The organism is uncultured Ruegeria sp., assembly GCF_947500045.1.
In the GTDB taxonomy this organism is placed as follows: Bacteria; Pseudomonadota; Alphaproteobacteria; order Rhodobacterales; family Rhodobacteraceae; genus Ruegeria.
The window spans coordinates 381,745-404,681 of the sequence record NZ_CANMQQ010000002.1 but is presented as its reverse complement, the minus strand read 5'-3'; the positions used below and the strand labels follow the sequence as shown (position 1 = coordinate 404,681).

Sequence of the window (22,937 nt, the reverse complement as noted above, 5' to 3'; positions counted from 1 at the left end):
AATTGGCTTCATTGATTAGAGCTTTTGAACCGCTACCTGAGCGCCTTTGATCGCCTTAAGACGCAAACTCGCCGAGTTTGACCCAAGGAACTCGTGGAACGCACGCATCACTCCATCTTTCCACCACCCTCGACGGTGGTAGTCATCTAACATGATGACGCCACCTTCGATCATCTTCGGCAACAGCGCATCCAAATCCGCTTTGACCCCTTCATAGGAATGGTCGCCATCAAGATAGGCAAACCCGATGCTCTGATCTTCGAACAAGCGCAGCGCAGGAACAGAAAAGTCACGAATAACCGACACTTGCCCCTTTGCTATCTCTGATGCGTATGTATCTTTCACCGCTTCATAGATCTGGTCCATGTCGTTCTGGCTGCGCGCGCCTGCCAAAGAAGCACCGCCATCAGAGTCGGGCTGCACTCCCCATGGATCGATGAGGCACAGCTTAGAAGGCTTCAATACATCGAGCAATATCCGCGAAAACTCACCCCGCCAAACGCCGATCTCAACACTGAGCCTTCCGTTGGGCATAGTCCTGAGCATTTCGCGCCTCAGCGCATCTTTCCGCTCACGCTGCTGTTGTTGTTTATTGCGGCGGTCTTCGGCGGACACAGGTTCAGCCATGCGCTTCTTCTCCGGTATGGGAATTCTGCAATGCATCGACCAGATCAGCCCAGTCCGTCCGGGCCTTCAGCTCTTCGGCTTTCGCTTTGTGCCATTCACAGGCTTGATGATGGAGGTCTGCCAGCTGTGGATCAGCCATCATTTTGGCCTTGATCTCATGCATGGCAGGCATGTGATCCAGTATGGAGCGATCTTCGGTGTCGTTATGGTTCATCACCAGCCAGTATTTCAGCCCCTGATCCTGACCAACATGGTTGGTCCGGCCTCGATCACGTTTGACCAGAAAGCTATCGGTGCTGCGGACGGCATAATGATGAATACGCGCGAATTCATGACTGAACCCGCGCCAAGCCTTCCATTTCACTTGGTCCGCAGGATAGAGGTTTCCGCCTGCATCCCTCCACAATACGCCCTCGTAAGGCGCATCAGGGTTTGGTGTATCTTCGGGATTGGTCCGGGGTCGATGGGCGCGAAATCGGCTGAACTTACCGTTGTTTCGAAACAGCGTTTTGAAGCCTTTTGTCCGGTGATGAGGGTATCCTTCTTCTGTGGCGGCAAGAAAGAAAGTCTCAGGAACAGGCTGGTCCACAAAATCGTTCAGGCCGGCATTCCCAAACATGCGCCAACAGATCGAGATTGCGTCTGCTTCTCCGCTGGCATCGACAAGGCTTTGGATATCGCCCTGAGGCAAACGGATATTGATATACTCGTCCACATCCAGGCTCATGATCCAATCAGAAGACAAATAGCTTGGGTGGCTGCGTGACAGCGAAAACGCCCGGTTTTGCGGCGTGGCGCGCGGCCCCAGTCGGTTTCTTTCATGATGCGCCCAGCCCAATGCCTGCAAACGCTCACCCATCGCGTCGGTGCCATCGGCGCAATCATTCGTATAGATCAGAATGTCATCAAAGCCGATTGCGCGGTTGTAGGCCACCCAATCGATCATGAAAGGCCCTTCGTTCTTCATCGTGGTCACGATAAGAAAGGTCTCATTCGCCATATGTTGTTCTCTTGCCTGTACGAGTAACGGTCTGTTGTTGACCTGTTTAGAATAGCCTCAGAATTTTGTCCAACTCGGCCATTACCTCTGATGGTGCAACCTGTCTGGCGACGCTGGCCATCCGGGTCTGTGCCTTTTCCCATTGTGCACCACCAAACTCTGCCGATGCATGTCTGACACCATCGCTGATCGCACAAGTATCTGTACTATCTATGAAAAACGGATAATCCGAACCCAAGTAGTACTCTGCATCATGAACCTGACGGTTCACCAGAACATTGGCCCTGACCGCGGCTGCATTGAAACCTTTGGTGAAGGGCTTGGACGACAGGATTCCGCGGGTCAATGATGGGCTCGGGTCGCGCGTGCATATGTGGAAGTTGGCGTCGGACAGTTGCGCGATAAAGGCGCTTACGTCGCCTTTCCCATCGCAACCGGGAACAACGGCTTTTTCCGCCATTTCAGGCGGTAAGACCACGTTGTCGGGCAAGCCGAAGTAACCCAGTTGAAACTGGTCGACCGGCACTGATCCTGCGGCAAAACGTGGATCTGCATGATGGCGCAGATAGCGCATCTTTACGCCCGGTGTCGGGTCAAGTGCGCTCAATACCCGCACAAGTTCCGCTCGGCCTCATAAGAGGCAGCGATGTGTACATCGACAAATCGGCGACACGCATGCGGTCGCGAACTTTTGGGTGCAAGAGCTACTTCAAAGGCATAGCGCTCTGACAAATGCGCCTGCGCCATGGCCGCCAACTGATCGACCCGCATCGCCTTTCCGCCCATTGCCTTTTGGCCGATCCGATATGCGAAAACGACTTTCATCTCTGATGGCCCTGCACATGCGATGCATAACAAGCGCCTGCGCTGTGCGTTGCCAAGCTCTCACGAACAAAGATGCAGGGTGCCGCAATCTCAGGCGCGGTGCTCGGGCGGGATCGGACTGATTCCAAATTGAGATTTCCTTAGCCTGACTTCGTACACAACGCAGACGACCGGCATCGCAAGACAGCGCTCGTGAGGCCGTGTCAGGTCGCAACACATCACAAACCGCCCGCGATTTGAAGTGGTTCTGACCGCGCAGTCGCAATCGGTGTGAGGTGTGTGCCAGCGGTTTCAGGCATTCTGTCGGTTTTGGGGGATCACCTCATAGCCCGGTTCTTCTGGCTCATCGTCCTGCATCTCGGGTGGAAAACCCGGCGCCCGAATATCCAGACCTGTGGCGTCTTCGAGGCGCTTGATGATGTTCGGCGACAGCTCGCGATCACCATACCGTTCGATACCATCCTCAAAGATTTTGATCATCACCGGGTTCATCTCAAGCGGCACCCCGGCACGGTCGGCGACCTCCTGAAACAGGCCGATGTCCTTTTTGACCAGATCCATGGTGAACGAGATATCGCGCGACCCATTCAGGATCACCTGACTTTCTGTTTCATGCACGAAAGAGGTGCCCGAAGATATCTTGATCGCCTCGTAGGTTGTGCCAAGGTCCATCCCGGCGGCCTTTGCCGTCACCAAAGCTTCGGCACAGGTGATCAGATTGGCCGTTGCCAGATAGTTCGTAAGCACTTTTAGAACCGAAGCCGATCCCAGATCACCCGTGTGCAAAACGCGGCGCCCCATGGTGGTCAGGAAGGGCAGGATGCGCTCAAATGTCTCCCGATCACACCCCGCGAAGATCGAGATATTCCCGGTCGCAGCCCGATGGCACCCGCCGGACACGGGGCAATCAACAGCAGCGCCGCCGCGTTCGATCACCATGGCACCAAGGCGTTTGACCTCGGCTTCATCGGTTGTTGACATTTCCATCCATATTTTGCCTGGCGCAACTTCGGGCAGCATCTCTTGCATAACCGCATCCGAAGCGGCAGGAGATGGCAGGCAGGTGATCACGGCATCGCAATCGCGCATCAACTGGGCCGGACTTTTGGCAGCTTTGGCACCTTGTGACACAAACCCATCCACCAAATCCGGATTCAGGTCATGAACACTCAGATCAATCCCGTTGCGCAGAAGCGATCCTGACAGTTTGCCGCCCACATTCCCCAGCCCAATAAAGCCTACTCTCATACACTGCTCTCCCTGATTGTCGTTTGACGCCCATGCGAGCACGCCCCCCGCCCTCAGTCATGCCGTCCAGCGACCCCCAGAGGTCGCTTTTCTGCCCCGCTGTACACTGTTGAGCGTAACGCGCTTGACAATGGGGGTGATGCTGCCCCAAGAGCCTTGTGTTGGTGTCTGCGACAGCAGATGAAAAGGGAATGCGTCAACGGTTTATCCGTCAAACGCAGCCGCCCCCGCGACCGTGACCGGAGAGGGTGCCCAAGCCACTGGCCTGCAAGGCCGGGAAGGCGGGACATCCGACAGAGCAAAGCTCTGACATCCGCAAGCCGGGAGACCTGCCAACACCCGAAGATGAAACCGGACGGGGTGTTCCGGTGTCGGGTCAAAGGCGACCCGCATGAAACCCCGTCCCCCACGAAGAGGATTTGGGGGGATGAGAGACATGACCGAGACCGCACCGGTCGAACTGCTGGTCTGCACTACCTGCCGCCGCGGGTTGCCTGTTGAAGATGACGCGGAGCTGCCCGGTGCTTTGTTGCACAAGGCGCTTGAACAGGCAGACCTGCCCGCAGGAATCACACTGAAACCCGTGGAATGCCTGTCAAACTGTGACGAGGGGTGTTCCATTGTATTGCGTGGAGGTCCAGATCGCTGGACCTTCGTCTACGAACACCTCAGCGAAACCGATCACGTCGAAATCATTGTCGAGGGCGCAACCAAGTACCTCGAGGCCGAAGATGGCCTCGTCAAATGGCGTGAGCGCCCGGAACATTTCCGCAAGAACTGCGCGGCCCGTATTCCCCCGATTGGAGCCCTGAAATGAGCAATCTCGAAAAACTCCCCGTTACCGTGATCACAGGCTTTCTGGGTTCTGGTAAAACCACGCTGGTACGCCACTTAATGCAGAACCCTCAGGGCAAGCGTCTGGCTGTTGTGGTCAATGAGTTCGGCGATGTCGGCGTCGATGGCGATATCCTGAAATCCTGCGCCATCCCCGATTGCCCGGCTGAGAATATCATGGAGCTGTCGAACGGCTGCATATGCTGTACCGTGGCCGATGACTTCATCCCCACGATCGAAGCCCTTATGGCGTTGGAGCCCCGCCCCGATCACATCTTGATCGAAACTTCGGGTCTGGCACTGCCCAAGCCCCTGCTGAAAGCCTTCGACTGGCCCGATATCCGTTCCAAAATAACGGTGGATGGGGTGATCGCACTGGCCGATGCAGAAGCTGTCGCCGCCGGTCGGTTTGCTCCGAATGTCGAAGCCGTGGACGCCCAGCGCATGGCCGATGACTCGATTGACCACGAAACGCCCCTGTCCGAAGTGTTCGGGGATCAGATATCCTGCGCTGACATCATCCTGCTGACCAAGCCCGATCTGGCCGGTCCCGAAGGCGTTGCTAAGGCCAAGGAAATCATCGCCGCCGAAGCCCCTCGCCCTCTGCCCGTTGTTGAAGTTGCGGAAGGTGCCGTGGATGTTCGAGTCGTGCTGGGCCTTGAGGCCGCAGCCGAGGATGACATGGACGCGCGCCCTTCGCATCACGACGGCCACCACGATCACGAGCATGATGATTTCGAAAGCATCATCGTTGAGCTGCCGGAACAGGCCGACCCCGCCGATCTGGTCGCCAAGATCGAACGTCTCGCCAAGGAACTGAATATCCTGCGCGTCAAAGGCTATGCCGCCGTTCAGGGCAAACCCATGCGTCTTCTGGTGCAGGCGGTAGGTGCCCGCGTGCGTCACCAGTTTGACCGCCCATGGGAACCCGGGGAAGAGCGCCGCTCTCGTATGGTGGTCATTGCCGAGCATCACGACATTAAGGAATCTGAAATCCGCGATATCCTCGTGGGTGTGCGAGAGGCCGCCGAGTAAGCCATGCACGTCGTCTTCCGCGAAAGCCACGGGCTCGAGGAAACCGAGACCCCAACCGATCTGGGCCAGAGCCCGGCGGATCTGGTGGTGTTGTCTTTCTCGGACAGCGACCTTGGTGCTTTCGCGGCCGGATGGCATCGCGGTGGCGGACCCGAAGGGCGGATGCCAACCCTGCGGCTGGCAAATTTGACGGCGCTAAAGCATCCCCTTTCGGTCGACACATATGTCGAACAGACGCTGGAAGGTGCGAAGGGCATCCTGATCCGCCTGATCGGCGGGGTGCCCTATTGGTCTTACGGGCTGCAGCAGGTTCTGGCCCTGGCGCAGGCCAAAGGGATTGCTCTGGCCGTCCTGCCTGCGGATGGGCGCGAGGATACGCGTCTGGATGACTACTCCACCCTGCCCGTCTCGACCCTGCGGCGCCTGTCACATCTCTGCGACACCGGCGGCGAGGTCGCGGCGCAGGCGGCATTGGCGCAGATGGCGTTGGCCGCGGGGCTTTACGCCGGGCCGGTGATCGGGGCCAAAACTCTGCCCGAATACGGCGCATGGTGCCCTGATCGCGGGGTAATACCGGCTAGCACCGCGTTCGAGGGGGACGAGCAACGGATCGTCGTGACCTTCTATCGCGCCTATCTGACCTCGGCAGACACAGCACCAATCGCGGCGCTGATCCGCAGCCTGCGGGCGCGTGGGATCAAGGCCGTGGGCCTATTTGCTCCGTCTCTCAAAGCGCCCGTCGCCGCCGATTGGCTGCGTGAGACCATCGTCGCGCTTCAACCCTCGGCGATCATCAACGCGACCTCTTTCTCGGGCAAGGGCGCATCGGGCACATCCCCTCTGGACGCGGCAGATGTACCCGTTTTTCAGGTCGCCCTCGCCACTTCACGCCGCGATGCGTGGGCCAAGGCGGAACGGGGACTTTCGCCTGCTGATCTTGCCATGCATGTGGTCCTGCCCGAGGTGGACGGACGCATCAACGCAGGCATCGTTTCATTCAAGGAACCAGGTAGGCGCGATCCACACCTGGAATATTCGCGGTTTGCACACCGGGCCGAGTTGGAACGGATCGAGGCCGTCATTGACCGCGTGACCGGCTGGCTGAACCTGCATGACAAGCCCAAGGCACAACAGGTGCCCGCGCTGGTGCTGTCGACCTATCCCGGCAAGGATTGGCAAATGGCCCATGCTGTGGGTCTCGACGCGCTGGCCTCGGCCGAGGCAATGCTATCTGATCTGCAAAGCGAGGGTTATGATACCGCGCCCGCTGAGCCGATCGCTGAGTCCTTGTTGGACACGTGTATCTCGTGGCCGTTGCAGGACTATGTGAATGCATTGGCCAATCTGCCCCAGCAATTGCGCACAGACCTGCAAACTGTCTGGGGTAAGCCAGAAGACGACCTAGCCTTTGCCGATGGCGCGTTCCAATTCACCGCCCTGCGTCGTGGCAAAGCACTGGTTGCACTGCAGCCCGAACGCGGCACGCCAGATCTGCGCGATGACGACTATCACGACCTCTCGCGTACTCCGCGCCATAGCTACGTTGCGTTCTATCTTTGGCTGCGCAAAGGCCTCGGCGTGGACGCGCTGATCCATATCGGCGCGCACGGCACGCTGGAATGGCTGCCGGGCAAATCGGTTGCCTTGTGCAACGAATGCTGGCCCGAAGCATTGATTCGCGATCTGCCGGTGATCTACCCGTTCATCGTCAACGACCCTGGTGAGGCGGCGCAGGCCAAACGTCGGATCGGGGCCGTTACGCTGGGCCACATCCCGCCACCGATGAAAGAAAGCAGCACACCGGATCGCATGGTACGGCTGGAATCTCTGTTGGATGAGTTTTCGAACGCCGACGGGTTGGACCCCAGACGCCGCGACCGTTTGCAGGAAGACATCCGGGCCGAAGCTCAGACCATCGGGTTAGAGAGCGATCTGGGCCTAGATCAGGCCACCTGCAGCGCCGAAGCAATCACGCGCATCGACCGCTTCGTCTGCGACATCAAGGAAAGTCAGTTTGGGGACGGGCTGCACATCTACGGGCGCACGCCGGAAGTGACGGGGAGTTTCGACCCCGTGCCTTCAGCCCATGCCGAACGCAGCGCCTTAATTGATGCGTTGGCCGGGAAACAGATCGCGGCTGGGCCGTCCGGCTCACCCTATCGGGGACGCACGGATGTGCTGCCAACGGGGCGGAACCTTTACACCACCGATCCACGTTCGGTACCGACCCGTGCGGCTTATGCACAAGGTTTAAAACTGGCCGAAGAACTGGTGCGCCGCCACCTGCAGGAAGAAGGCGATTACCCGAAAGGGCTGATCGTTGACCTTTGGGGGTCCGCCACCATGCGCACGGCGGGCGAAGAATTCGCCATGGCGTTGCACCTGCTGGGCGTAAAGCCGGTTTGGGACAAGGGGTCCGAGCGGGTTTCGGGCATCGAGGTTCTGCCCATCACCGACCTCAGCCGTCCGCGACTGGATGTAACCCTGCGGGTCTCGGGCCTGTTTCGGGACGTGTTCCCGACGCTTTCGGCACTTTATGGTCAGGCCGTGCGCGCATTGGCTGACCGGGATGAAGCGCCCGATTGGAATCCTTATGCCGGTCAAGAGCCGTCAGCCCGAGTCTATGGCCCTGCCCCCGGCAGCTATGGTGTTAACATGACCCAGCTGTCCGAGACCTACACCGATGAGGCGCGCGAACACGCGGGGCAAGCTTGGCTTGAAGCCAGTTCCTTTGCTCTGGAAGGCGAACACATCGCGCAGGACAAGGATGGGATCACCCAGCGCGTGGCCAATGCCGACAGCTTTGTCCACCTCCAGGACCTGACCGAGACCGACCTGTTGCTAGCCAATGATTACGCCACGCACGAGGCCGGGTTCGCGGCGGCCAAGAAGATTACCGGCGGCAGCGCTCAGTTATATCATTTGGACAATACCAAACCGGAAACTCCCCGCGCCCGGACCCTGCCCGAAGAAATCAGCCGTGTTGTTCACGCCCGCGCGGCCAACCCCGGTTGGATCGCGGGCATGCAACGGCATGGGTTCCGGGGCGCGGCCGAGATCGCCGCGACGCTGGATCACATGGCCTCGTTCGCACATCTGTCTGGCACGGTCGCGCCGCACCTGTTTGATCTCTACCACGACGCTACCCTTGGGGATGCGGCGGTCGATACCTTCCTGCAAGAGGCCAACCCACAAGCACATCAAGCCATGCAAGACCGTTTCCGCGCATTGCTGGAAGCAGGGTTGTGGAAGACCCGCCGGAACTCGATCCGCGCCGATCTGGAGGGGTTGGGATGAGTGCCCCCATCGTTCAGGGTTGGTGCCCCGGCGCTCATCGGCCAATGATGTCGGGCGATGGTCTGGTCGTGCGGGTACGCCCCCGGCTGGCGCGTCTCACCACAACTCAAGCATTGGGCCTGTGTGAGCTGGCAGAGCGGTTTGGCAATGGCACGATCGACCTGACCAATCGCGCCAACCTGCAACTGCGCGGTGTGGCCGAAGGTGATCATCAACCACTGCTCGCTGAACTGGCAGCGCTGAACCTGTTGGACCCGGAACCCGGTATCGAAATTCGCCGCAACATTCTGGTTTCACCGCTTTATCAGGCCGGTGATCTGACTGCACGACTGGCACAGGAACTGATCGATCGCCTGGCAGAACTGCCTGCACTGCCTGCCAAATTCGGATTTGCGGTCGACACCGGATCAGAGCGTTTGTTGACCGGGGATTCAGCAGACATTCGGTTGGAATGCGGCCCAGATGGGCTGATCCTGCGCGCAGACGGGGCCGAATCTGGGCGGCACGTTTCCGAGGCAGAAGCTATCGATCAACTGCTCGCGCTAGCGCGGTGGTATGCTGACATCTACACACATGACACCCGCCGTATGTCCCGTGTGGTCGCCAAGTGCGACTTGCCCCCGGACTGGCAAGGCAGCAAGCCCGGCCCGGTTGGTAACCTATTGCATCCCGGAACTTGCGATCTGGGCGTGTACTATGGTGCCGCATTCGGGCAATTGCCTGCGCGGGCGCTTCATAACCTGATCCAAAACAGCGGCGCGTCTGCTCTGCGGGTCACTCCGTGGCGTTTGATTCTGCTGGAAGGCGGGTTTTTTGTTCCAGCCCCAGAATTTGTTGCCTCTGGCACTGACCCGCTGATGACCACCGACGCCTGCCCCGGTGCCCCGTTTTGTCCGCAGGCCCAGGCGGAAACCAGAGAAATTGCCCGCGCATTGGCCGCACGCGTTCCGGGCACCCTGCACGTGTCCGGATGCGCCAAGGGCTGTGCTCGAATGGCGTCGGCAGATATTACTTTGGTGGGTGAAAACGGACGATTTGATCTTGTCAAACAAGGCCGCGCGGGGGATGAGCCCAGCCGACGCGGCCTAAGCCCCGAAACACTTTTGACCATGGACTTCACCTGATGCCCTATGAATACGAGACCGACGGCGCCGCGATCTATAAGCAGAGCTTTGCCACCATCCGCTCTGAAGCTGATCTGGCCCGCTTCGACGTCAACGAAGAACAGGTAGCCGTGCGCATGATCCATGCCGCCGGGATGGTCGGGTTGGAAGAGTTCGTGCATTTCTCGCCCGGTTTCGTCACTGCCGCCCGCAATGCGCTTGAAGCAGGCGCGCCGATCCTATGCGACGCCCGCATGGTCAGCGAGGGTGTGACCCGGTTCCGCCTGCCCGCAGGTAATGAGGTGATCTGCACCCTGCATGACGAACGCGTCCGCCCCTTGGCCGCTGAGATGAGCAACACGCGCTCTGCCGCCGCGCTGGAGTTGTGGCGTCCGCATCTGGAAGGCGCATTGGTCGCTATCGGGAACGCCCCGACCGCACTGTTTCACCTGTTGAATATGCTCGAAGACCCCGATTGCCCGCGCCCAGCCGCTATCATCGGCTGCCCCGTTGGCTTTGTCGGTGCCGTAGAATCCAAAGACGCGCTTTGGGAAGCGCAACCGGTACCATCCTGCATCGTCAAAGGCCGCTTGGGCGGCAGCGCGATCACAGTTGCAGCGATCAACGCCATCGCGAGCCGTGCGGAATGAGCGCTGGTAAAATATACGGCGTGGGCCTCGGCCCCGGTGATCCGGACCTTATGAGCGTTCGCGCGGACCGTTTGCTGCGCACTGCCCGCCACGTGGCATTTTTTCGCAAACCCGGTCGCTCGGGTCAGGCCCGCAAAATCGTGAATGGAATGATACCCGGCGATGCCATCGAATTCCCGATGGAATATCCCGTTACGACCGAAATCCCTGTGACGGACCCTAGGTATAACGAGCTTCTTTCGGTATTTTATGAAGACTGTGCCGCGCATCTGAAATCTCTGACGGAAAACGGTGAAGAAGTTGTGGTCCTGTGTGAGGGTGATCCATTCTTCTACGGATCATTCATGCATCTTTACAGCAGGTTGCGAAGCAAAACAGATGTCGAGGTTGTGCCCGCCATTACCGGCATGTCTGGCGCATGGACCGCAACCGGAGACCCGATAACATGGGGTGATGACGTCCTGACCGTTCTGGTCGGCACCTTGCCCGAAGAAACTTTGGTCGAGCGCATGGTCCAAACTGACGCGTTGGTGGTCATGAAGATCGGGCGCAATATCGACAAAGTAGAACATGCTTTGAAACGCGCCAATCTCTATGACCGCGCGTGGATCGTCGAATACGCCCAGATGCCGAACCAGAGAGTCTGTAAGCTGTCCGAAAATTGCGAGGGGATCACGCCTTATTTCTCGATCATTCTTGTCCATGGTCAGGGACGACGACCATGAGCGGCTGGGTCAAAATCGCGGGCCTCGGTCCCGGAAACGAAGCACTGGTGACGCCCGAGGTGACAGCAGCTTTGACCGAGGCAACAGATGTCGTGGGATACATTCCCTATGTGGCGCGGATTGCCGAGCGTGAGGGGCTCACCCTGCACGCCAGCGATAACCGAGTTGAGATCGACCGCTCTCAACACGCGCTGCAGATGGCGGCAGAGGGCAAGCGTGTTGTGGTCGTATCCTCCGGCGATCCGGGCGTGTTTGCGATGGCCGCCGCTGTGTTCGAAGCGCTGGAAAACGGGCCGAACACGTGGCGCGATGTTCAGATCGAGGTGCTGCCGGGGATCACCGCGATGCTGGCCGCTTCGGCCCGCGCAGGCGCTCCGCTGGGACATGATTTTTGTGCTATCAACCTGAGTGACAATCTGAAGCCATGGTCTCTGATTGAAAAACGGTTGCGCCTCACCGCGCAGGCGGATTTCGCCATGGCATTCTACAATCCGCGGTCGAAGTCTCGCCCAGAAGGCTTTGTAAAAACGCTGGAAATCCTGCGCGAGGAATGCGAACCGGAACGCCTGATCCTGTTCGCCCGCGCGGTATCGCGCGCGGATGAAGCGTTACGGATTTCGACGTTGGCCGAGGCCACACCGGACATGGCGGATATGCAGACCGTTGTGATCGTCGGTTCGTCATTGACGCGCATGATCGAGCGCGACGGTCCTCCGATCGTGTATACACCAAGGTTCACACCTGCCAAGGATCAGGTATGAGCAAGCCAGTCCAAGACCTGAACGACGTCTGCAAACTCGGCCCGCTGCGGCAGGGTCGGACGGTCGATCATCAGGACCGGCAGGCCCAGAGCCCGCGCCGCCTGCAGCTTGGCGCGCGCGCCGGTGCCGCCGGCGTTCTTGGACACGACCAGTTGCGTACAGTGACGCTCCATCAGCGCACGGTCTTCTTCGACAGTGAACGGACCTCGCGAAACGATCGCCTCGTAGTTGGGCAGCGGCACTGCGTTCGGTGCGTCCACCAGCCGAAGAAGATAGTGGTGCTGGGGCTGGGCAGCGAAGTCCTGCAGATGCATGCGACCAACGGCCAGGAACACACGCCGGGCCGAACCGGCCAGCGCGTCAACCGCCGAAGCGATATCCGGGACGTGCTGCCAGGTGTCACCCTCCTCCGCGTGCCAGGCAGGTCGTGTCAACGCAGCCAATGGCGTCGCCGTCGCAGCGCAGGCCATTACAGCATTGCGGCTCATCTGCGCGGCGAATGGATGGGTCGCGTCTACGACATGGCTGATTTCATGGTCGCGGACATAGCGCGCCAATCCTTCTGCACCACCGAACCCGCCCACGCGCGTTGGCACGGGCTGCGGGCGGGGGGTGTCAACACGGCCGGCATAGGAGTAGGTGGCCGCAATGCCTTGCTCGGCTACGGATTTTGCCAGAGCATTCGCCTCGGTCGTACCACCAAGAATCAGGAGGTTGGGCATGTCTGAAGCTCCGTGGCTGACCGTTCTGGGTTTAGGCGAAGATGGACTGGATGGCCTGCCGCCCGCAAGTCGTCAAGCACTGGATCGTGCCGAGGTCGTCATGGGTCCGCCGCGTCACCTATCCCTAATCCCAAACAGCACCGCTGAACGGATCGAATGGCCCGCCCCTTTTGCCGATGGCCTGCCGATCCTGACCGGACTACGTGGTCGGCAAACCGTTGTTCTGGCCTCGGGTGATCCGTTCTGGTTTGGTGCAGGTTCGGTCATCGCACGGAATTTCGACGCTGCTGAATGGATCGCCCTGCCCGGCCAGTCGACCTTTTCGCTCGCAGCTGCGCGGCTTGGTTGGCCGCTTGAAAACACGTTGACCTTTGGACTGCACGCCGCACCATTGACCCGTTTGCGCCCTCATCTTGCGCCCGGCTTGCGCGCCATTCTCTTGCTGCGTGATGGCAAAGCTGTTGCAGAGCTTGCGACCTATTTGGGCGAAACCGGCTTTGCCGATTGCGCCCTGCATGTGATGGAGGCTCTTGGCGGTCCCCGCGAGCGCGCGCGCAGCGTGTCATTGACCGAGGCGCTTTTGGGGACGTTCGAACACCCGGTCTGCGTCGGAATAGATGTCGCCGGTGAGGGACGCGCCTTTCCCAAGGCATCGGGCAAACCGGATGACATCTTTGAAACCGACGGCCAGATCACCAAGCGACCCATCCGCGCGTTGACACTGTCAGCTTTGGCACCACAGCGGGGCGAGCATCTATGGGATATCGGCGGCGGCACCGGATCAATCAGCATCGAATGGCTGATGTGTGATCCGACCTTGACCGCAACGACGATCGAGCCGCGTGCAGATCGGGCCGAACGTATTCGCCGCAACGCGAACGCCCTTGGGCAGGATCGGTTGCGCGTTAAGCACGGAACCGCACCGGAAGCGTTGATTGATCTCGACCTGCCGGATGCTGTTTTCATTGGTGGTGGCCTGAGTGCGGACCTGTTGAACTGGCTGCACGCGAATCTTCGCTCGGGTACCCGTCTGGTCGCCAATGCGGTAACATTGGAAAGCGAGGCGCTGCTGGCTGGATGGCACGACAAGCAAGGTGGTGATCTTCTGCGTATTGAACTGGCCCAAGCGTCGCCGCTTGGGCCTCGACGTGGTTGGAAATCTGCCTACCCCGTGGTTCAGTGGAGCGTCACGCTGTGATCGTGGCGGGGTTCGGTTTCTCATCTTCCGCCACATTGGCCAGCCTGCGGACCGTCTTGGAGCTGGCCGCAGAAGGACAAAACGTCAATGCGCTGGCGACTGTCGCAGACAAAAACGGACATGCGGCCATTGCCGCACTTGCAGAGGCAACTGGACTGCCAATTCATTTCGTCCCGGCAGACGATCTTGCCGAACAACGCACCCTCACATGCTCGCCCCGCAGCCGCGCCACATATGGTACCGGTAGCGTTGCAGAAGCATCCGCTCTTGCTGCTGCCGGGCATGGCGCGCGGCTGATTTCACCCAGACAAATCTCGGACGACCGGCTTGCAACCTGCGCCGTCGCCATCGGAGGACATTCATGACCGTTCATTTCATCGGCGCCGGACCGGGCGCTGCCGATCTGCTGACCTTGCGCGGGCGCGATATCATCGCGTCCTGTCCTGTGTGCTTATACGCAGGCTCCTTGGTTCCAGAGGAAATTCTGAGCCACTGCCCAGAAAGCGCGAAGATTGTGAACACCGCCCCCATGGATCTGGATCAGATCATGGCCGAGATCGAATGGGCGCACAAAGCCGGGAAAGACGTGGCCCGGCTGCATTCCGGGGATCTGTCGGTGTGGTCGGCGATGGGTGAGCAAATCAGACGGCTGAAAGACATGGGAATCCCGGTCAGTGTCACGCCCGGTGTGCCATCCTTTGCTGCCGCTGCCGCTGCGCTGGGGACCGAACTAACACTTCCAGGATTGGCGCAATCCGTAGTGTTGACCCGTACGCCCGGGCGCGCGTCGTCAATGCCCGAAGGCGAGACGCTGGAAAACTTTGCCCGTACCGGTGCAACGCTGGCCATCCACCTCTCGATCAGCAATCTGGATACAGTCATCGCCGATCTGATCCCCGCCTATGGCGCAGATTGCCCGGTGGCTGTGGTCTACCGCGCCAGTTGGCCGGATGAGCGGATCATCCGTGCAACCCTGTCGACATTGAAAGACGCGCTGGACGAAAGCATCTCGCGCACGGCGTTGATCTTGGTTGGCCCGGTGCTGGCAGGCGAAGGATTTGACGAAAGCTGCCTGTATTCCAAAACATATGACCGCCGCTATCGTCCACAAAGTGCAGACAGCCCGTGGTCAAGCTGGAGCCCCGAGAATGAATGAACCGATACCTAACCCTCCGGGACTTCTGATTTCAGCGCCATCATCGGGCACCGGAAAAACGACGGTCATGTTGGGGCTGCTGCGTGCTCTGGCCGAGGACGGGTTGACGGTGCAACCTTTCAAAAGCGGGCCGGATTATATCGACCCTGCCTTTCACCGGGCAGCGGCAGGACGCGCCTCGTTCAATCTGGATAGTTGGGCGATGGGCGAGCCACTGCTCGGCGCAATCTCAGCGCAGGCTGATGGTGCGGATATCGTGGTGGCCGAGGGGTCAATGGGCCTGTTCGATGGTGTCGCCAAACCCGGAGAGTTGGGTCATGGATCAAGCGCGGAGACAGCCCAACGCATGGGCTGGCCCGTGGTTTTGGTTCTGGACGTCGGTGGTCAAGCCCAATCGGCTGCGGCAACCGCGCTCGGGTTTCGGATGTATAATCCTGACCTGCCCTTTGCGGGTGTCATCCTGAACCGCTGCGCCAGCCCCCGTCACGAGCGCCTGACCCGGTTGGGGATGGAGCGTGCTGGGTTACCAGTTCTGGGGGTGCTTCCGCGCCGAGGTGATTTGACGTTGCCCGAGCGGCATCTGGGCTTGATTCAAGCTGTCGAACACCCTGATCTGGAAACTGCGATTGCCGGGTATGCTGCGTTTCTGCGTGAACATGTGGATCTGGATGCGATCAAACGGGCGGCCTCCTCAGGCCCCTCTGGGCCATCGTCGGCCGCGTTGCCGCGACCCCCGGCGCAGCGAATCGCGCTGGCCCGGGATGCGGCGTTTTCGTTTACCTACCCGCATCTTTTGGAAGGTTGGCACAACGCTGGCGCCGAGATACAGCAGTTTTCGCCACTAGCGAATGAGGCACCAGCCGAAAATGCCGATCTGGTCTGGCTGCCCGGGGGATACCCAGAGCTGCATGCAGGGACTTTAGCCGCAGCAGATACCTTCCTGACCAGGTTGCGAAAACACGCGGAAACCCGGCCTGTACATGGTGAGTGCGGGGGGTACATGACGCTGGGAGAAATCCTGATCGACAAGGATGGTACCCCACATCAGATGGCAGGATTGTTGGGCCTGAAGACCTCTTATCAGAAGCGCAAATTCAACCTTGGCTATCGCAAGGCGGAACTGTTGGCCCCGATGCCGGGTTTTGCTACGGGAGCCACTTTGCGAGGGCATGAGTTCCACTATTCCTCGATCATCGAGCAGCCTGACGCACCTTTGGCGCGGGTCTTCGATGCTGAAGGGGCTGAAGGCCCGCAGACAGGATCACAACGCGGCAACGTCACCGGTACGTTCTTCCACCTGATTGCAGAGGCCTCGGCATGAGCGGGTTTGTCTCCTTCATTGGCTCCGGTCCGGGTGATCCCGAGCTGCTGACGCTCAAGGCCGTGGACCGGATGCAGAAAGCGGATGCGGTGCTGTTTGACGATCTCAGCAGCGGCCCGATTCTGACCCATGCACGTGACGATGCCGATCTGGTCGGTGTTGGGAAACGCGCGGGTCGCCCCTCACCCAAGCAGGACCACGTCAGCCGGTTGCTGGTGGAGTATGCGCAAACCGGTCAACACGTTGTGCGGTTGAAATCCGGTGATGGGGGTTTGTTTGGACGCCTGGAGGAAGAACTCGTCGCCTTGCAAGCTGCCGGTATCGAGTACGAAATCATTCCTGGCATCCCTTCTGCCATCGCGGCGGCCGCCGCTGCGGGAATCCCGCTGACCCGACGCCTGACCGCGCGTCGTGTTCAGTTCGTCACCGGGCATGACGTGAGTGGCAAGCTACCAACCGATCTTAACCTGCCGGCTTTGGCCGACGCTGGGGCGACAACCGTCGTATTCATGGGCAAGCGCACTTTTCCATTGCTGGTCGAGGCATTGAACGCACATGGCCTGCCTTCAGACACCCCCGCGCTGATGGCCGAGTCTGTTTCGACCCCCGAACAATCTCTGCATCGCTCGACGATCGGAGAGTTGTCGGAGAAGCTGCGCACCGAAATCGGAACCGCCCCGGCGTTGATACTGTACGGTCCGCTGGCGGAGTTCGATGATGTATGACCTGACCTTGATCGGAATCGGCACGGGCAACCCCGACCATCTGACCTTTCAGGGGGCGCAAGCGATCAGGGCTGCGGACCTGATCCTGATCCCGCGCAAAGGAGAGAACAAAGCCGATCTTGCGGGACTGCGCGAAGACATCATAGCACAGGTCACGGATACCCCTCCGGTTATCGCCTATTTCGACGTCCCAAAACGTCGGGCCAAAGATGGTTATCTGCGTGGCGTTGATGAATGGCACGATGCCATTGCCTTGCGCTGGCAAGAGGCGATTTCTGCTCACCCGAACGCTCAGAAAGTGGCGCTGCTGATTTGGGGTGACCCATCACTTTATGACAGTTCACTTCGGATCGCGGCGCGGCTTGACCCGCACCCGTCGGTCCAAGTGGTTCCGGGCATAACTGCATTGCAAGCATTGACCGCAGCCCATGCGATACCGATCAACGATCTGGGCGCGCCTTATGTCGTGACCACGGGCCGCCGTATTCGCGATGAAGGCTGGCCTGACCCGGCCTCGAAAGTTGCGGTCATGCTGGATGGAGAATGCTCATTCCAAAGCCTCAGGATGGAGGACTACGACATCTGGTGGGGGGCTTATGTGGGCATGAAAGAAGAAATCCTGATCAAGGGACCGCTGGCGGATGTGGCGCAGGACATTCTGAACACGCGCGCGCGGGCCCGATCTGATCACGGCTGGATCATGGATATATATTTGCTGAAAAAGCGCATCGCATGAAATGCGGCACGCACGGGATTGTGAGCACGGTTTCAGCGTTTATCTGCCATCTATTCCTCATCCAAAACGGAGGGGAATAACATGAAGGCGCTCTGGATTGCGATTTGCCTGCTAGCCATGCCCGCATGGGCCGACGGCATCGAGCCCCTTTCCGGTTGGGCGGTTTACCCCAGCGATAAAAATTATGAAAACCTGGTTGAAGACACCAAAGCTGCAGTGAAGAATAACGGCCTGATCGTGGTGACGCAGGCCGGACCGACCAAAGCCGCTGCTTCGCGAGGGATCACCATTCCGGGCAATCGGGTGATCGGTGCATTCAACAATGACTTCGCCGTTCGGGTTCTTGAAACCTCGACCAATGCGATGATCGAAGCCCCAATTCGCTTTTACGTGACCGAGAACAAAGACGGCACCGCTACCCTGTCCTATAAGACACCGAGCTTTGTTTTTGCTCCATACGCAGATGAAGGTGGACAGGCGCTGAGCGAGATTGCCGCCGAACTGGACACAAAGTTTCAGGCCGTCGCGGAAAGCGCCGTCAAATAGTCACACTGACGTGAACCTGCTTGCGTCCGCGCCTGTCCTCCGCAATCTGCTGAAAGATACAATTGTCGGAGCTTGATTGATGCAGGACCTTTCTCCTCGTGCCGCAGACCTGTTGGCACAGCGCCTTTTTGAGGCCGGATGCCGCCACGCATTCGGAATGCCCGGTGGCGAGGTTCTGACACTGGTGGACGCGCTGGAACGTGCTGGCATCACCTTTCACCTGACGAAACACGAAAACGCCGCCGGTTTCATGGCCGAGGCGGTGCATCATCGCGATGGTGCGCCTGCGATTCTGGTGGCCACGCTTGGACCCGGCGCGATGAACGGGATCAACGTGGTCGCGAACGCGCTGCAGGATCGGGTGCCGATGATTGTGCTGACCGGCTGCGTCGACGCGGATGAGGCGCTGACCTATACCCATCAAGTGATGGATCACGCGCAGGTCTATCGCTCGATCACCAAAGGCACTTTCATGTTGACCGCAAATGGGGCCGATATCATCGCTGATAAGGCGGTGTCGCTGGCCAACCAGCCGCGCCCCGGCCCGGTTCATATCGATGTGCCGATCTCAGTCGCTGATACGCGCGTGGAGGGTATCAAACACCGCCGTCTGGCCAAGGTCGCCCCAGTGGCCCCCGGGGGCGAATGTCTGGAAAAGGCGCGGCGCTGGGTGGCTGATGCCGAGCGGCCTTTGGCCATCATCGGTCTGGATGTTCTTTATGATGACTCCCGCAGCGTGGTCCGGGCGTTTTTAGAGCATTTCAGTATTCCTTTTGTGACCACCTACAAGGCCAAGGGCGTGGTGCCCGAAGATCATCCGCTGTGTTTGGGTGGTGCCGGTCTGTCACCTCTGGCTGACAAGCATCTGATCCCATTGGTCGAACAGGCCGATCTAGTGTTGTGCCTGGGCTATGATCCCATCGAAATGCGCCCCGGCTGGCGCGAGATATGGGACCCCGAGACCAAGCGAGTCATTGATATCTCAGCCGTCGTCAACGATCATTACATGCATCAGGCAGGCCTCAATCTGGTCGCTGATACCGGTGCAACGCTGGAAGCAATCGCCAAGGGCAATCCGGCACGTAAGACATGGCCGGGTGAGGAACCAACTCAGGTCAAAGCCGCTCTTGCACAGGCCTTCCCGACCGATGAAGACTGGGGACCGGCGGCAATCATCGCGGAAACCCGCGCTGTGCTGCCGCCCGAAACCCTTGCCACTGCGGACAGCGGTGCGCATCGCATTCTTCTCAGCCAGATGTGGGATTGTTCCGAGGAACGCGGACTGATCCAATCCTCGGCGCTCTGCACCATGGGCTGTGCCGTTCCGATGGCAATCGGGTTGAAACTGGCCGAACCCAATCGACCCGTGATCAGCTTCTCAGGTGATGCCGGGTTTCTGATGGTCGCCGGAGAGCTTTCGACCGCTTCTGAAATGGGTGGGAATCCAATTTTTCTGGTCTTTGTCGATGCCAGCCTTGCGCTGATCGAGTTGAAACAACGGCAGCGCCAGATGGGCAATCACGGGGTGGATTTCAATCGTCACGATATTGCCGCCATGGGTCGCGCCTTCGGCGGGTACGGACACACTGTGCGCAGCCGCGGCGAGTTGCGGGACGCGCTGGATAAGGCATTGAAAGCCGACAAGTTCACTGTCATTGCTGCGGAAATCGACCGTGGAGGATATGATGGCCGCATCTGAAGGACCGCTGAAAGGCGTCAAGGTACTGGACCTGTCGCGCATTCTGGCCGGACCTACTTGTACCCAGCTATTGGGTGATTTGGGGGCAAGCGTCATCAAAATCGAAAACCCGGCCACTGGCGGTGACGATACACGGCAATGGGGACCTCCTTACGTCGAGGATGCAGATGGTAATCGCTCGGATTTGAGTGCCTATTTCATGTCGTCCAATCGCAACAAGAAATCGGTCGCTCTGGATATCGCCACACCTGAAGGTCAGGCCGAGATCAGGCGATTGGCGTCTCATGCCGATATCCTGATCGAGAATTTCAAACCCGGAGGCCTTGCGAAATACGGGCTCGACCACGCCACCCTGTCAAAAGAGTTTCCCGGCCTCGTTTACTGTTCAATCTCCGGCTATGGGCAAACCGGCCCCAACGCACCGAAGCCGGGATACGATCTTATGGCGCAAGGCTATGGTGGGGTCATGTCTTTGACCGGCGATGCCGAGGGGACGCCGATGAAAGTGGGCGTCGGAATCGCTGACGTAATGTGCGGCATGTATGCCTGCGTCGGTATTCTGGCAGCCTTGCGTCACCGCGACCTGACCGGTGAAGGTCAGCAGATCGACCTTGCGCTGGTGGATTCACAGGTGGCCTGGCTGATCAACGAAGGCGTAAACTACCTGACGTCGGGCAATGTACCCCAGCGGCGCGGCAATGGGCATCCAAACATCGTGCCATACGATGTTTATGCCACATGCGACGGGCATGTGATTCTTGCAGTCGGAAATGACAGCCAGTTCACACGGTTTTGCAGTTTCATCAACAAACCAGAGCTTGCGGGCGACCCCCGATTTGCGACCAACCCAGCCCGCCTTGAAAATCGCGACGCCTTGAATGCGATCCTGCGCCCGGCGGTGCAAGCGCTGGACACGAGCAGCGTAATCGCCGGTTTGGAAAAGCTGAAAGTGCCGGTTGGTCCGGTACAAACACTCGATCAAGTATTTGCGTCCGATCAGGTCTCCGCACGGCAGATGCAGATCACTATGCAAGCCGCACCAGGTGAGGTGCGACTGATCGGGAATCCCCTGAACTTGTCGCGCACACCTGTAGCATATCGCAGTGCGCCTCCGATCTGCGGGGCCGACACACAGGCCGTTCTGAACGCGAAAAACCCTTTCGAAGACTGAAACACTTTGCCTGTTTAGGCGGCAAGTTGCTGAAACATGCCCTTGAATCGGCGGTTTTTTTCGCGTTTCACACACACGTGTTTTCACCAATTCGAGAGCAGTGTCGATACTGTTACGACCCGGCAGCACACTCTGCTACATCGAACAATACAGAATACCGCAATCAGATTGGACCCAAGTATGAAACAAGACGTCTTTGGACAGATGAACACCCTCAGCCAGCCCGCAAGCGTCGAGGCCTGGAATGGTGTTCTCCTTGGGTTCATGGCACATGCCGCCGTAACGCCGCAGCACTTGGGCAGAGTGCTGGAACTTGAACCTGATTTCGCGCTGGGTCACGCGATCAAAGGTCTGTTCATGGTTTTGCTGGGTCGGCGCGAGATGCTTCCCGTGGCGACCGAAGCGCTGAACGCAGCCAATGCCGCAATGGGTCGTCAACCTGTCACAGCCCGTGAACGGCTTTATGTCGAGGCGCTGGCTTTGTACATGGCTGATCTGCCCTCCCAGGCCGTACAGAAATTCGAAGAAGTGCTGCGTGCGCATCCCACCGATTCTCTGGCCATGAAGCTCAGCCATGCGACACGTTTTGTTCTGGGCGATTCTGAGGGTATGCGCCGGTCGATTGAGCGTGTGATGCCCGCCTACGAACCGGATCACGCAGGGCGCGGGTATCTGCTGGGGTGCCATTCCTTCGCCCTTGAAGAAACCGGCGCTTATGAAAAAGCCGAAATTGCAGGGCGTCAGGCACTGTGGATGGTCTCGGACGATGCCTGGGGCCTGCACGCCGTGGCGCATGTGCACGAGATGACAGGCAATGCGCAACTGGGTCTGGACTGGCTTGCCGGGCGCGAGGACGCCTGGGCACATTGCAACAACTTCCGCTATCACGTCTGGTGGCATAAGGCGCTGATGCATCTGGACCTCGGTCAGGTTGATCAGGTGATGGCGCTTTACGACCACCACATCCGACAGGACAAAACCGACGATTACCGCGATATCTCGAACGCCACCTCGTTACTGTCTCGTTTGGAGCTTGAGGGTTTTGACGTCGGCAACCGCTGGGAAGAACTGGCCGATCTCAGCGCTGCCCGCACCGAAGACGGATGCCTGATTTTCGCCGACCTGCATTACCTGCTGGCCCTGACCGGTGACAACCGCCCGGACGCAACAACCAAGATGCTGCAGCGTATCCAGAAGGATGCCCAGCGCAATCAGGGCGACACACCGATCCGCATGTCCGATCCCGGCGTTGCCGCAGCCAAGGGGCTTGAAGCCTTTGGCGAAGGGCTTTACGGCCAAGCCTTTGATTTTTTGTCAAATGCGCGAGGTTCAATGCAACTGGCGGGTGGCAGCCACGCCCAACGTGATGTATTCGAGCGCATCACAATTGATTCCGGCCTGCGCGCGGGCCGCCTGGATGAGGTCGAGCACATCCTTGATGACCGCCGCGCCAAACGCGCAGGGGGCGAGGACAACTACGCACATGCCCGCCGCGCCCTGATCGAGGCCGCACGCGACAGCGGCGACGCGCAAAGCGTCCCCGCCGAATAACAACAAA

23 protein-coding genes and 1 riboswitch are annotated in these 22,937 nt (G+C 59.3%); of the genes, 17 read left to right on the top strand and 6 right to left on the bottom strand.

The features are described 5' to 3' along the window. Window positions 1-15: 15 nt before the first annotated feature. The 5 genes from Q1B46_RS05515 to Q1B46_RS05495 form a co-directional block, all read right to left on the bottom strand. Window positions 16-627 (bottom strand): class I SAM-dependent methyltransferase, encoded by a 612-nt coding sequence (locus Q1B46_RS05515; protein ID WP_299945633.1) that lies wholly within the window; start codon window positions 625-627, stop codon window positions 16-18. After that, the gene (locus Q1B46_RS05510; protein WP_299945631.1) at window positions 620-1,627 is read right to left on the bottom strand and encodes a glycosyltransferase family 2 protein; all 1,008 of its coding nucleotides are present in this window, start codon (window positions 1,625-1,627) and stop codon (window positions 620-622) included. The genes Q1B46_RS05515 and Q1B46_RS05510 overlap by 8 nt, the downstream gene beginning before the upstream one ends. A 46-nt stretch (window positions 1,628-1,673) precedes the next feature. Beyond that, window positions 1,674-2,234, bottom strand: a complete 561-nt coding sequence (locus Q1B46_RS05505) for a hypothetical protein (protein WP_299945628.1) — start codon at window positions 2,232-2,234, stop codon at window positions 1,674-1,676. Beyond that, window positions 2,231-2,452, bottom strand: coding sequence for a hypothetical protein (locus tag Q1B46_RS05500; protein WP_299945626.1), 222 nt, complete (start codon window positions 2,450-2,452; stop codon window positions 2,231-2,233). Before Q1B46_RS05500 ends, Q1B46_RS05505 begins: the two co-directional genes overlap by 4 nt. Window positions 2,453-2,743: 291 nt before the next feature. Beyond that, a complete protein-coding gene (locus Q1B46_RS05495; RefSeq protein ID WP_299663923.1) occupies window positions 2,744-3,700 on the bottom strand; it encodes an NAD(P)-dependent oxidoreductase in 957 nt (318 codons plus the stop codon). Window positions 3,701-3,845: 145 nt separating this feature from the next. Further along, window positions 3,846-4,052: riboswitch (cobalamin riboswitch) on the top strand. Window positions 4,053-4,136: 84 nt separating this feature from the next. Between Q1B46_RS05495 and Q1B46_RS05490 the strand changes: the two genes are divergently transcribed. Genes Q1B46_RS05490 through cobJ form a run of 7 tightly spaced genes read left to right on the top strand, consistent with a single transcriptional unit; the run spans window position 4,137 to window position 12,105 of the window. After that, window positions 4,137-4,517: a DUF1636 domain-containing protein gene (locus tag Q1B46_RS05490; protein WP_299945624.1), complete on the top strand. Its 381-nt coding sequence runs from the start codon at window positions 4,137-4,139 to the stop codon at window positions 4,515-4,517. Beyond that, a complete protein-coding gene (gene cobW / locus Q1B46_RS05485; RefSeq protein ID WP_299945621.1) occupies window positions 4,514-5,569 on the top strand; it encodes a cobalamin biosynthesis protein CobW in 1,056 nt (351 codons plus the stop codon). Before Q1B46_RS05490 ends, cobW begins: the two co-directional genes overlap by 4 nt. Window positions 5,570-5,572: 3 nt before the next feature. Continuing rightward, the gene (gene cobN, locus Q1B46_RS05480) at window positions 5,573-8,866 is read left to right on the top strand and encodes a cobaltochelatase subunit CobN (RefSeq protein ID WP_299945619.1); all 3,294 of its coding nucleotides are present in this window, start codon (window positions 5,573-5,575) and stop codon (window positions 8,864-8,866) included. Further along, the gene (cobG, locus tag Q1B46_RS05475) at window positions 8,863-9,990 is read left to right on the top strand and encodes a precorrin-3B synthase (protein ID WP_299945617.1); all 1,128 of its coding nucleotides are present in this window, start codon (window positions 8,863-8,865) and stop codon (window positions 9,988-9,990) included. Before cobN ends, cobG begins: the two co-directional genes overlap by 4 nt. Then, window positions 9,990-10,619, top strand: a complete 630-nt coding sequence (locus tag Q1B46_RS05470; protein WP_299945615.1) for a precorrin-8X methylmutase — start codon at window positions 9,990-9,992, stop codon at window positions 10,617-10,619. The genes cobG and Q1B46_RS05470 overlap by 1 nt, the downstream gene beginning before the upstream one ends. Further along, a complete protein-coding gene (gene cobI / locus Q1B46_RS05465; protein ID WP_299945613.1) occupies window positions 10,616-11,344 on the top strand; it encodes a precorrin-2 C(20)-methyltransferase in 729 nt (242 codons plus the stop codon). The genes Q1B46_RS05470 and cobI overlap by 4 nt, the downstream gene beginning before the upstream one ends. Next, complete coding sequence (gene cobJ / locus Q1B46_RS05460) at window positions 11,341-12,105, top strand: precorrin-3B C(17)-methyltransferase (RefSeq protein WP_299945610.1); 765 nt, start codon at window positions 11,341-11,343, stop codon at window positions 12,103-12,105. The genes cobI and cobJ overlap by 4 nt, the downstream gene beginning before the upstream one ends. On the opposite strand, the gene Q1B46_RS05455 is transcribed toward cobJ, so the two are convergent. Beyond that, the gene (locus Q1B46_RS05455) at window positions 12,096-12,827 is read right to left on the bottom strand and encodes a cobalt-precorrin-6A reductase (protein WP_299945607.1); all 732 of its coding nucleotides are present in this window, start codon (window positions 12,825-12,827) and stop codon (window positions 12,096-12,098) included. The genes cobJ and Q1B46_RS05455 overlap by 10 nt on opposite strands. On the opposite strand from Q1B46_RS05455, the gene cbiE reads away from it, so the two are divergent. The 10 genes from cbiE (at window position 12,826) to Q1B46_RS05405 (ending at window position 22,930) form a co-directional block, all read left to right on the top strand. Further along, complete coding sequence (gene cbiE, locus Q1B46_RS05450) at window positions 12,826-14,025, top strand: precorrin-6y C5,15-methyltransferase (decarboxylating) subunit CbiE (RefSeq protein ID WP_299945604.1); 1,200 nt, start codon at window positions 12,826-12,828, stop codon at window positions 14,023-14,025. The genes Q1B46_RS05455 and cbiE overlap by 2 nt on opposite strands. Then, window positions 14,022-14,390: a cobalamin biosynthesis protein gene (locus tag Q1B46_RS05445; RefSeq protein ID WP_299945774.1), complete on the top strand. Its 369-nt coding sequence runs from the start codon at window positions 14,022-14,024 to the stop codon at window positions 14,388-14,390. The genes cbiE and Q1B46_RS05445 overlap by 4 nt, the downstream gene beginning before the upstream one ends. Then, entirely contained in the window at window positions 14,387-15,181 is a 795-nt protein-coding gene (gene cobM, locus Q1B46_RS05440; RefSeq protein WP_299945602.1) for a precorrin-4 C(11)-methyltransferase, read from the top strand. The genes Q1B46_RS05445 and cobM overlap by 4 nt, the downstream gene beginning before the upstream one ends. Further along, window positions 15,174-16,502, top strand: coding sequence for a cobyrinate a,c-diamide synthase (locus Q1B46_RS05435; protein ID WP_299945599.1), 1,329 nt, complete (start codon window positions 15,174-15,176; stop codon window positions 16,500-16,502). Before cobM ends, Q1B46_RS05435 begins: the two co-directional genes overlap by 8 nt. Then, a complete protein-coding gene (gene cobA / locus Q1B46_RS05430; RefSeq protein ID WP_299945597.1) occupies window positions 16,499-17,227 on the top strand; it encodes a uroporphyrinogen-III C-methyltransferase in 729 nt (242 codons plus the stop codon). The genes Q1B46_RS05435 and cobA overlap by 4 nt, the downstream gene beginning before the upstream one ends. Beyond that, a complete protein-coding gene (cobF, locus tag Q1B46_RS05425; protein WP_299945594.1) occupies window positions 17,220-17,963 on the top strand; it encodes a precorrin-6A synthase (deacetylating) in 744 nt (247 codons plus the stop codon). The genes cobA and cobF overlap by 8 nt, the downstream gene beginning before the upstream one ends. Window positions 17,964-18,044: 81 nt before the next feature. Beyond that, window positions 18,045-18,509, top strand: a complete 465-nt coding sequence (locus tag Q1B46_RS05420) for a DUF302 domain-containing protein (RefSeq protein ID WP_299945591.1) — start codon at window positions 18,045-18,047, stop codon at window positions 18,507-18,509. A gap of 79 nt (window positions 18,510-18,588) precedes the next feature. Beyond that, the gene (locus tag Q1B46_RS05415) at window positions 18,589-20,208 is read left to right on the top strand and encodes a thiamine pyrophosphate-binding protein (RefSeq protein WP_299945588.1); all 1,620 of its coding nucleotides are present in this window, start codon (window positions 18,589-18,591) and stop codon (window positions 20,206-20,208) included. Further along, window positions 20,195-21,379: a CaiB/BaiF CoA-transferase family protein gene (locus Q1B46_RS05410; protein ID WP_299945585.1), complete on the top strand. Its 1,185-nt coding sequence runs from the start codon at window positions 20,195-20,197 to the stop codon at window positions 21,377-21,379. Before Q1B46_RS05415 ends, Q1B46_RS05410 begins: the two co-directional genes overlap by 14 nt. Before the next feature lie 180 nt (window positions 21,380-21,559). After that, a complete protein-coding gene (locus Q1B46_RS05405) occupies window positions 21,560-22,930 on the top strand; it encodes a tetratricopeptide repeat protein (RefSeq protein ID WP_299945583.1) in 1,371 nt (456 codons plus the stop codon). Window positions 22,931-22,937 lie beyond the last annotated feature (7 nt).

Coding starts and splice junctions, on each gene's coding strand:
- Q1B46_RS05500 (WP_299945626.1), bottom strand. CDS start 2,452: ATGAAAGTCGTTTTCGCATATCGGATCGGCCAAAAGGCAATGGGCGGA.
- Q1B46_RS05410 (WP_299945585.1), top strand. CDS start 20,195: ATGGCCGCATCTGAAGGACCGCTGAAAGGCGTCAAGGTACTGGACCTG.
- Q1B46_RS05515 (WP_299945633.1), bottom strand. CDS start 627: ATGGCTGAACCTGTGTCCGCCGAAGACCGCCGCAATAAACAACAACAG.
- cobN (WP_299945619.1), top strand. CDS start 5,573: ATGCACGTCGTCTTCCGCGAAAGCCACGGGCTCGAGGAAACCGAGACC.
- cobJ (WP_299945610.1), top strand. CDS start 11,341: ATGAGCGGCTGGGTCAAAATCGCGGGCCTCGGTCCCGGAAACGAAGCA.
- cobF (WP_299945594.1), top strand. CDS start 17,220: ATGTATGACCTGACCTTGATCGGAATCGGCACGGGCAACCCCGACCAT.
- cobM (WP_299945602.1), top strand. CDS start 14,387: ATGACCGTTCATTTCATCGGCGCCGGACCGGGCGCTGCCGATCTGCTG.
- Q1B46_RS05510 (WP_299945631.1), bottom strand. CDS start 1,627: ATGGCGAATGAGACCTTTCTTATCGTGACCACGATGAAGAACGAAGGG.
- Q1B46_RS05495 (WP_299663923.1), bottom strand. CDS start 3,700: ATGAGAGTAGGCTTTATTGGGCTGGGGAATGTGGGCGGCAAACTGTCA.
- Q1B46_RS05420 (WP_299945591.1), top strand. CDS start 18,045: ATGAAGGCGCTCTGGATTGCGATTTGCCTGCTAGCCATGCCCGCATGG.
- Q1B46_RS05490 (WP_299945624.1), top strand. CDS start 4,137: ATGACCGAGACCGCACCGGTCGAACTGCTGGTCTGCACTACCTGCCGC.
- cobA (WP_299945597.1), top strand. CDS start 16,499: ATGAGCGGGTTTGTCTCCTTCATTGGCTCCGGTCCGGGTGATCCCGAG.
- cobW (WP_299945621.1), top strand. CDS start 4,514: ATGAGCAATCTCGAAAAACTCCCCGTTACCGTGATCACAGGCTTTCTG.
- cbiE (WP_299945604.1), top strand. CDS start 12,826: ATGTCTGAAGCTCCGTGGCTGACCGTTCTGGGTTTAGGCGAAGATGGA.
- Q1B46_RS05435 (WP_299945599.1), top strand. CDS start 15,174: ATGAATGAACCGATACCTAACCCTCCGGGACTTCTGATTTCAGCGCCA.
- Q1B46_RS05470 (WP_299945615.1), top strand. CDS start 9,990: ATGCCCTATGAATACGAGACCGACGGCGCCGCGATCTATAAGCAGAGC.
- Q1B46_RS05455 (WP_299945607.1), bottom strand. CDS start 12,827: ATGCCCAACCTCCTGATTCTTGGTGGTACGACCGAGGCGAATGCTCTG.
- Q1B46_RS05415 (WP_299945588.1), top strand. CDS start 18,589: ATGCAGGACCTTTCTCCTCGTGCCGCAGACCTGTTGGCACAGCGCCTT.
- Q1B46_RS05405 (WP_299945583.1), top strand. CDS start 21,560: ATGAAACAAGACGTCTTTGGACAGATGAACACCCTCAGCCAGCCCGCA.
- cobG (WP_299945617.1), top strand. CDS start 8,863: ATGAGTGCCCCCATCGTTCAGGGTTGGTGCCCCGGCGCTCATCGGCCA.
- cobI (WP_299945613.1), top strand. CDS start 10,616: ATGAGCGCTGGTAAAATATACGGCGTGGGCCTCGGCCCCGGTGATCCG.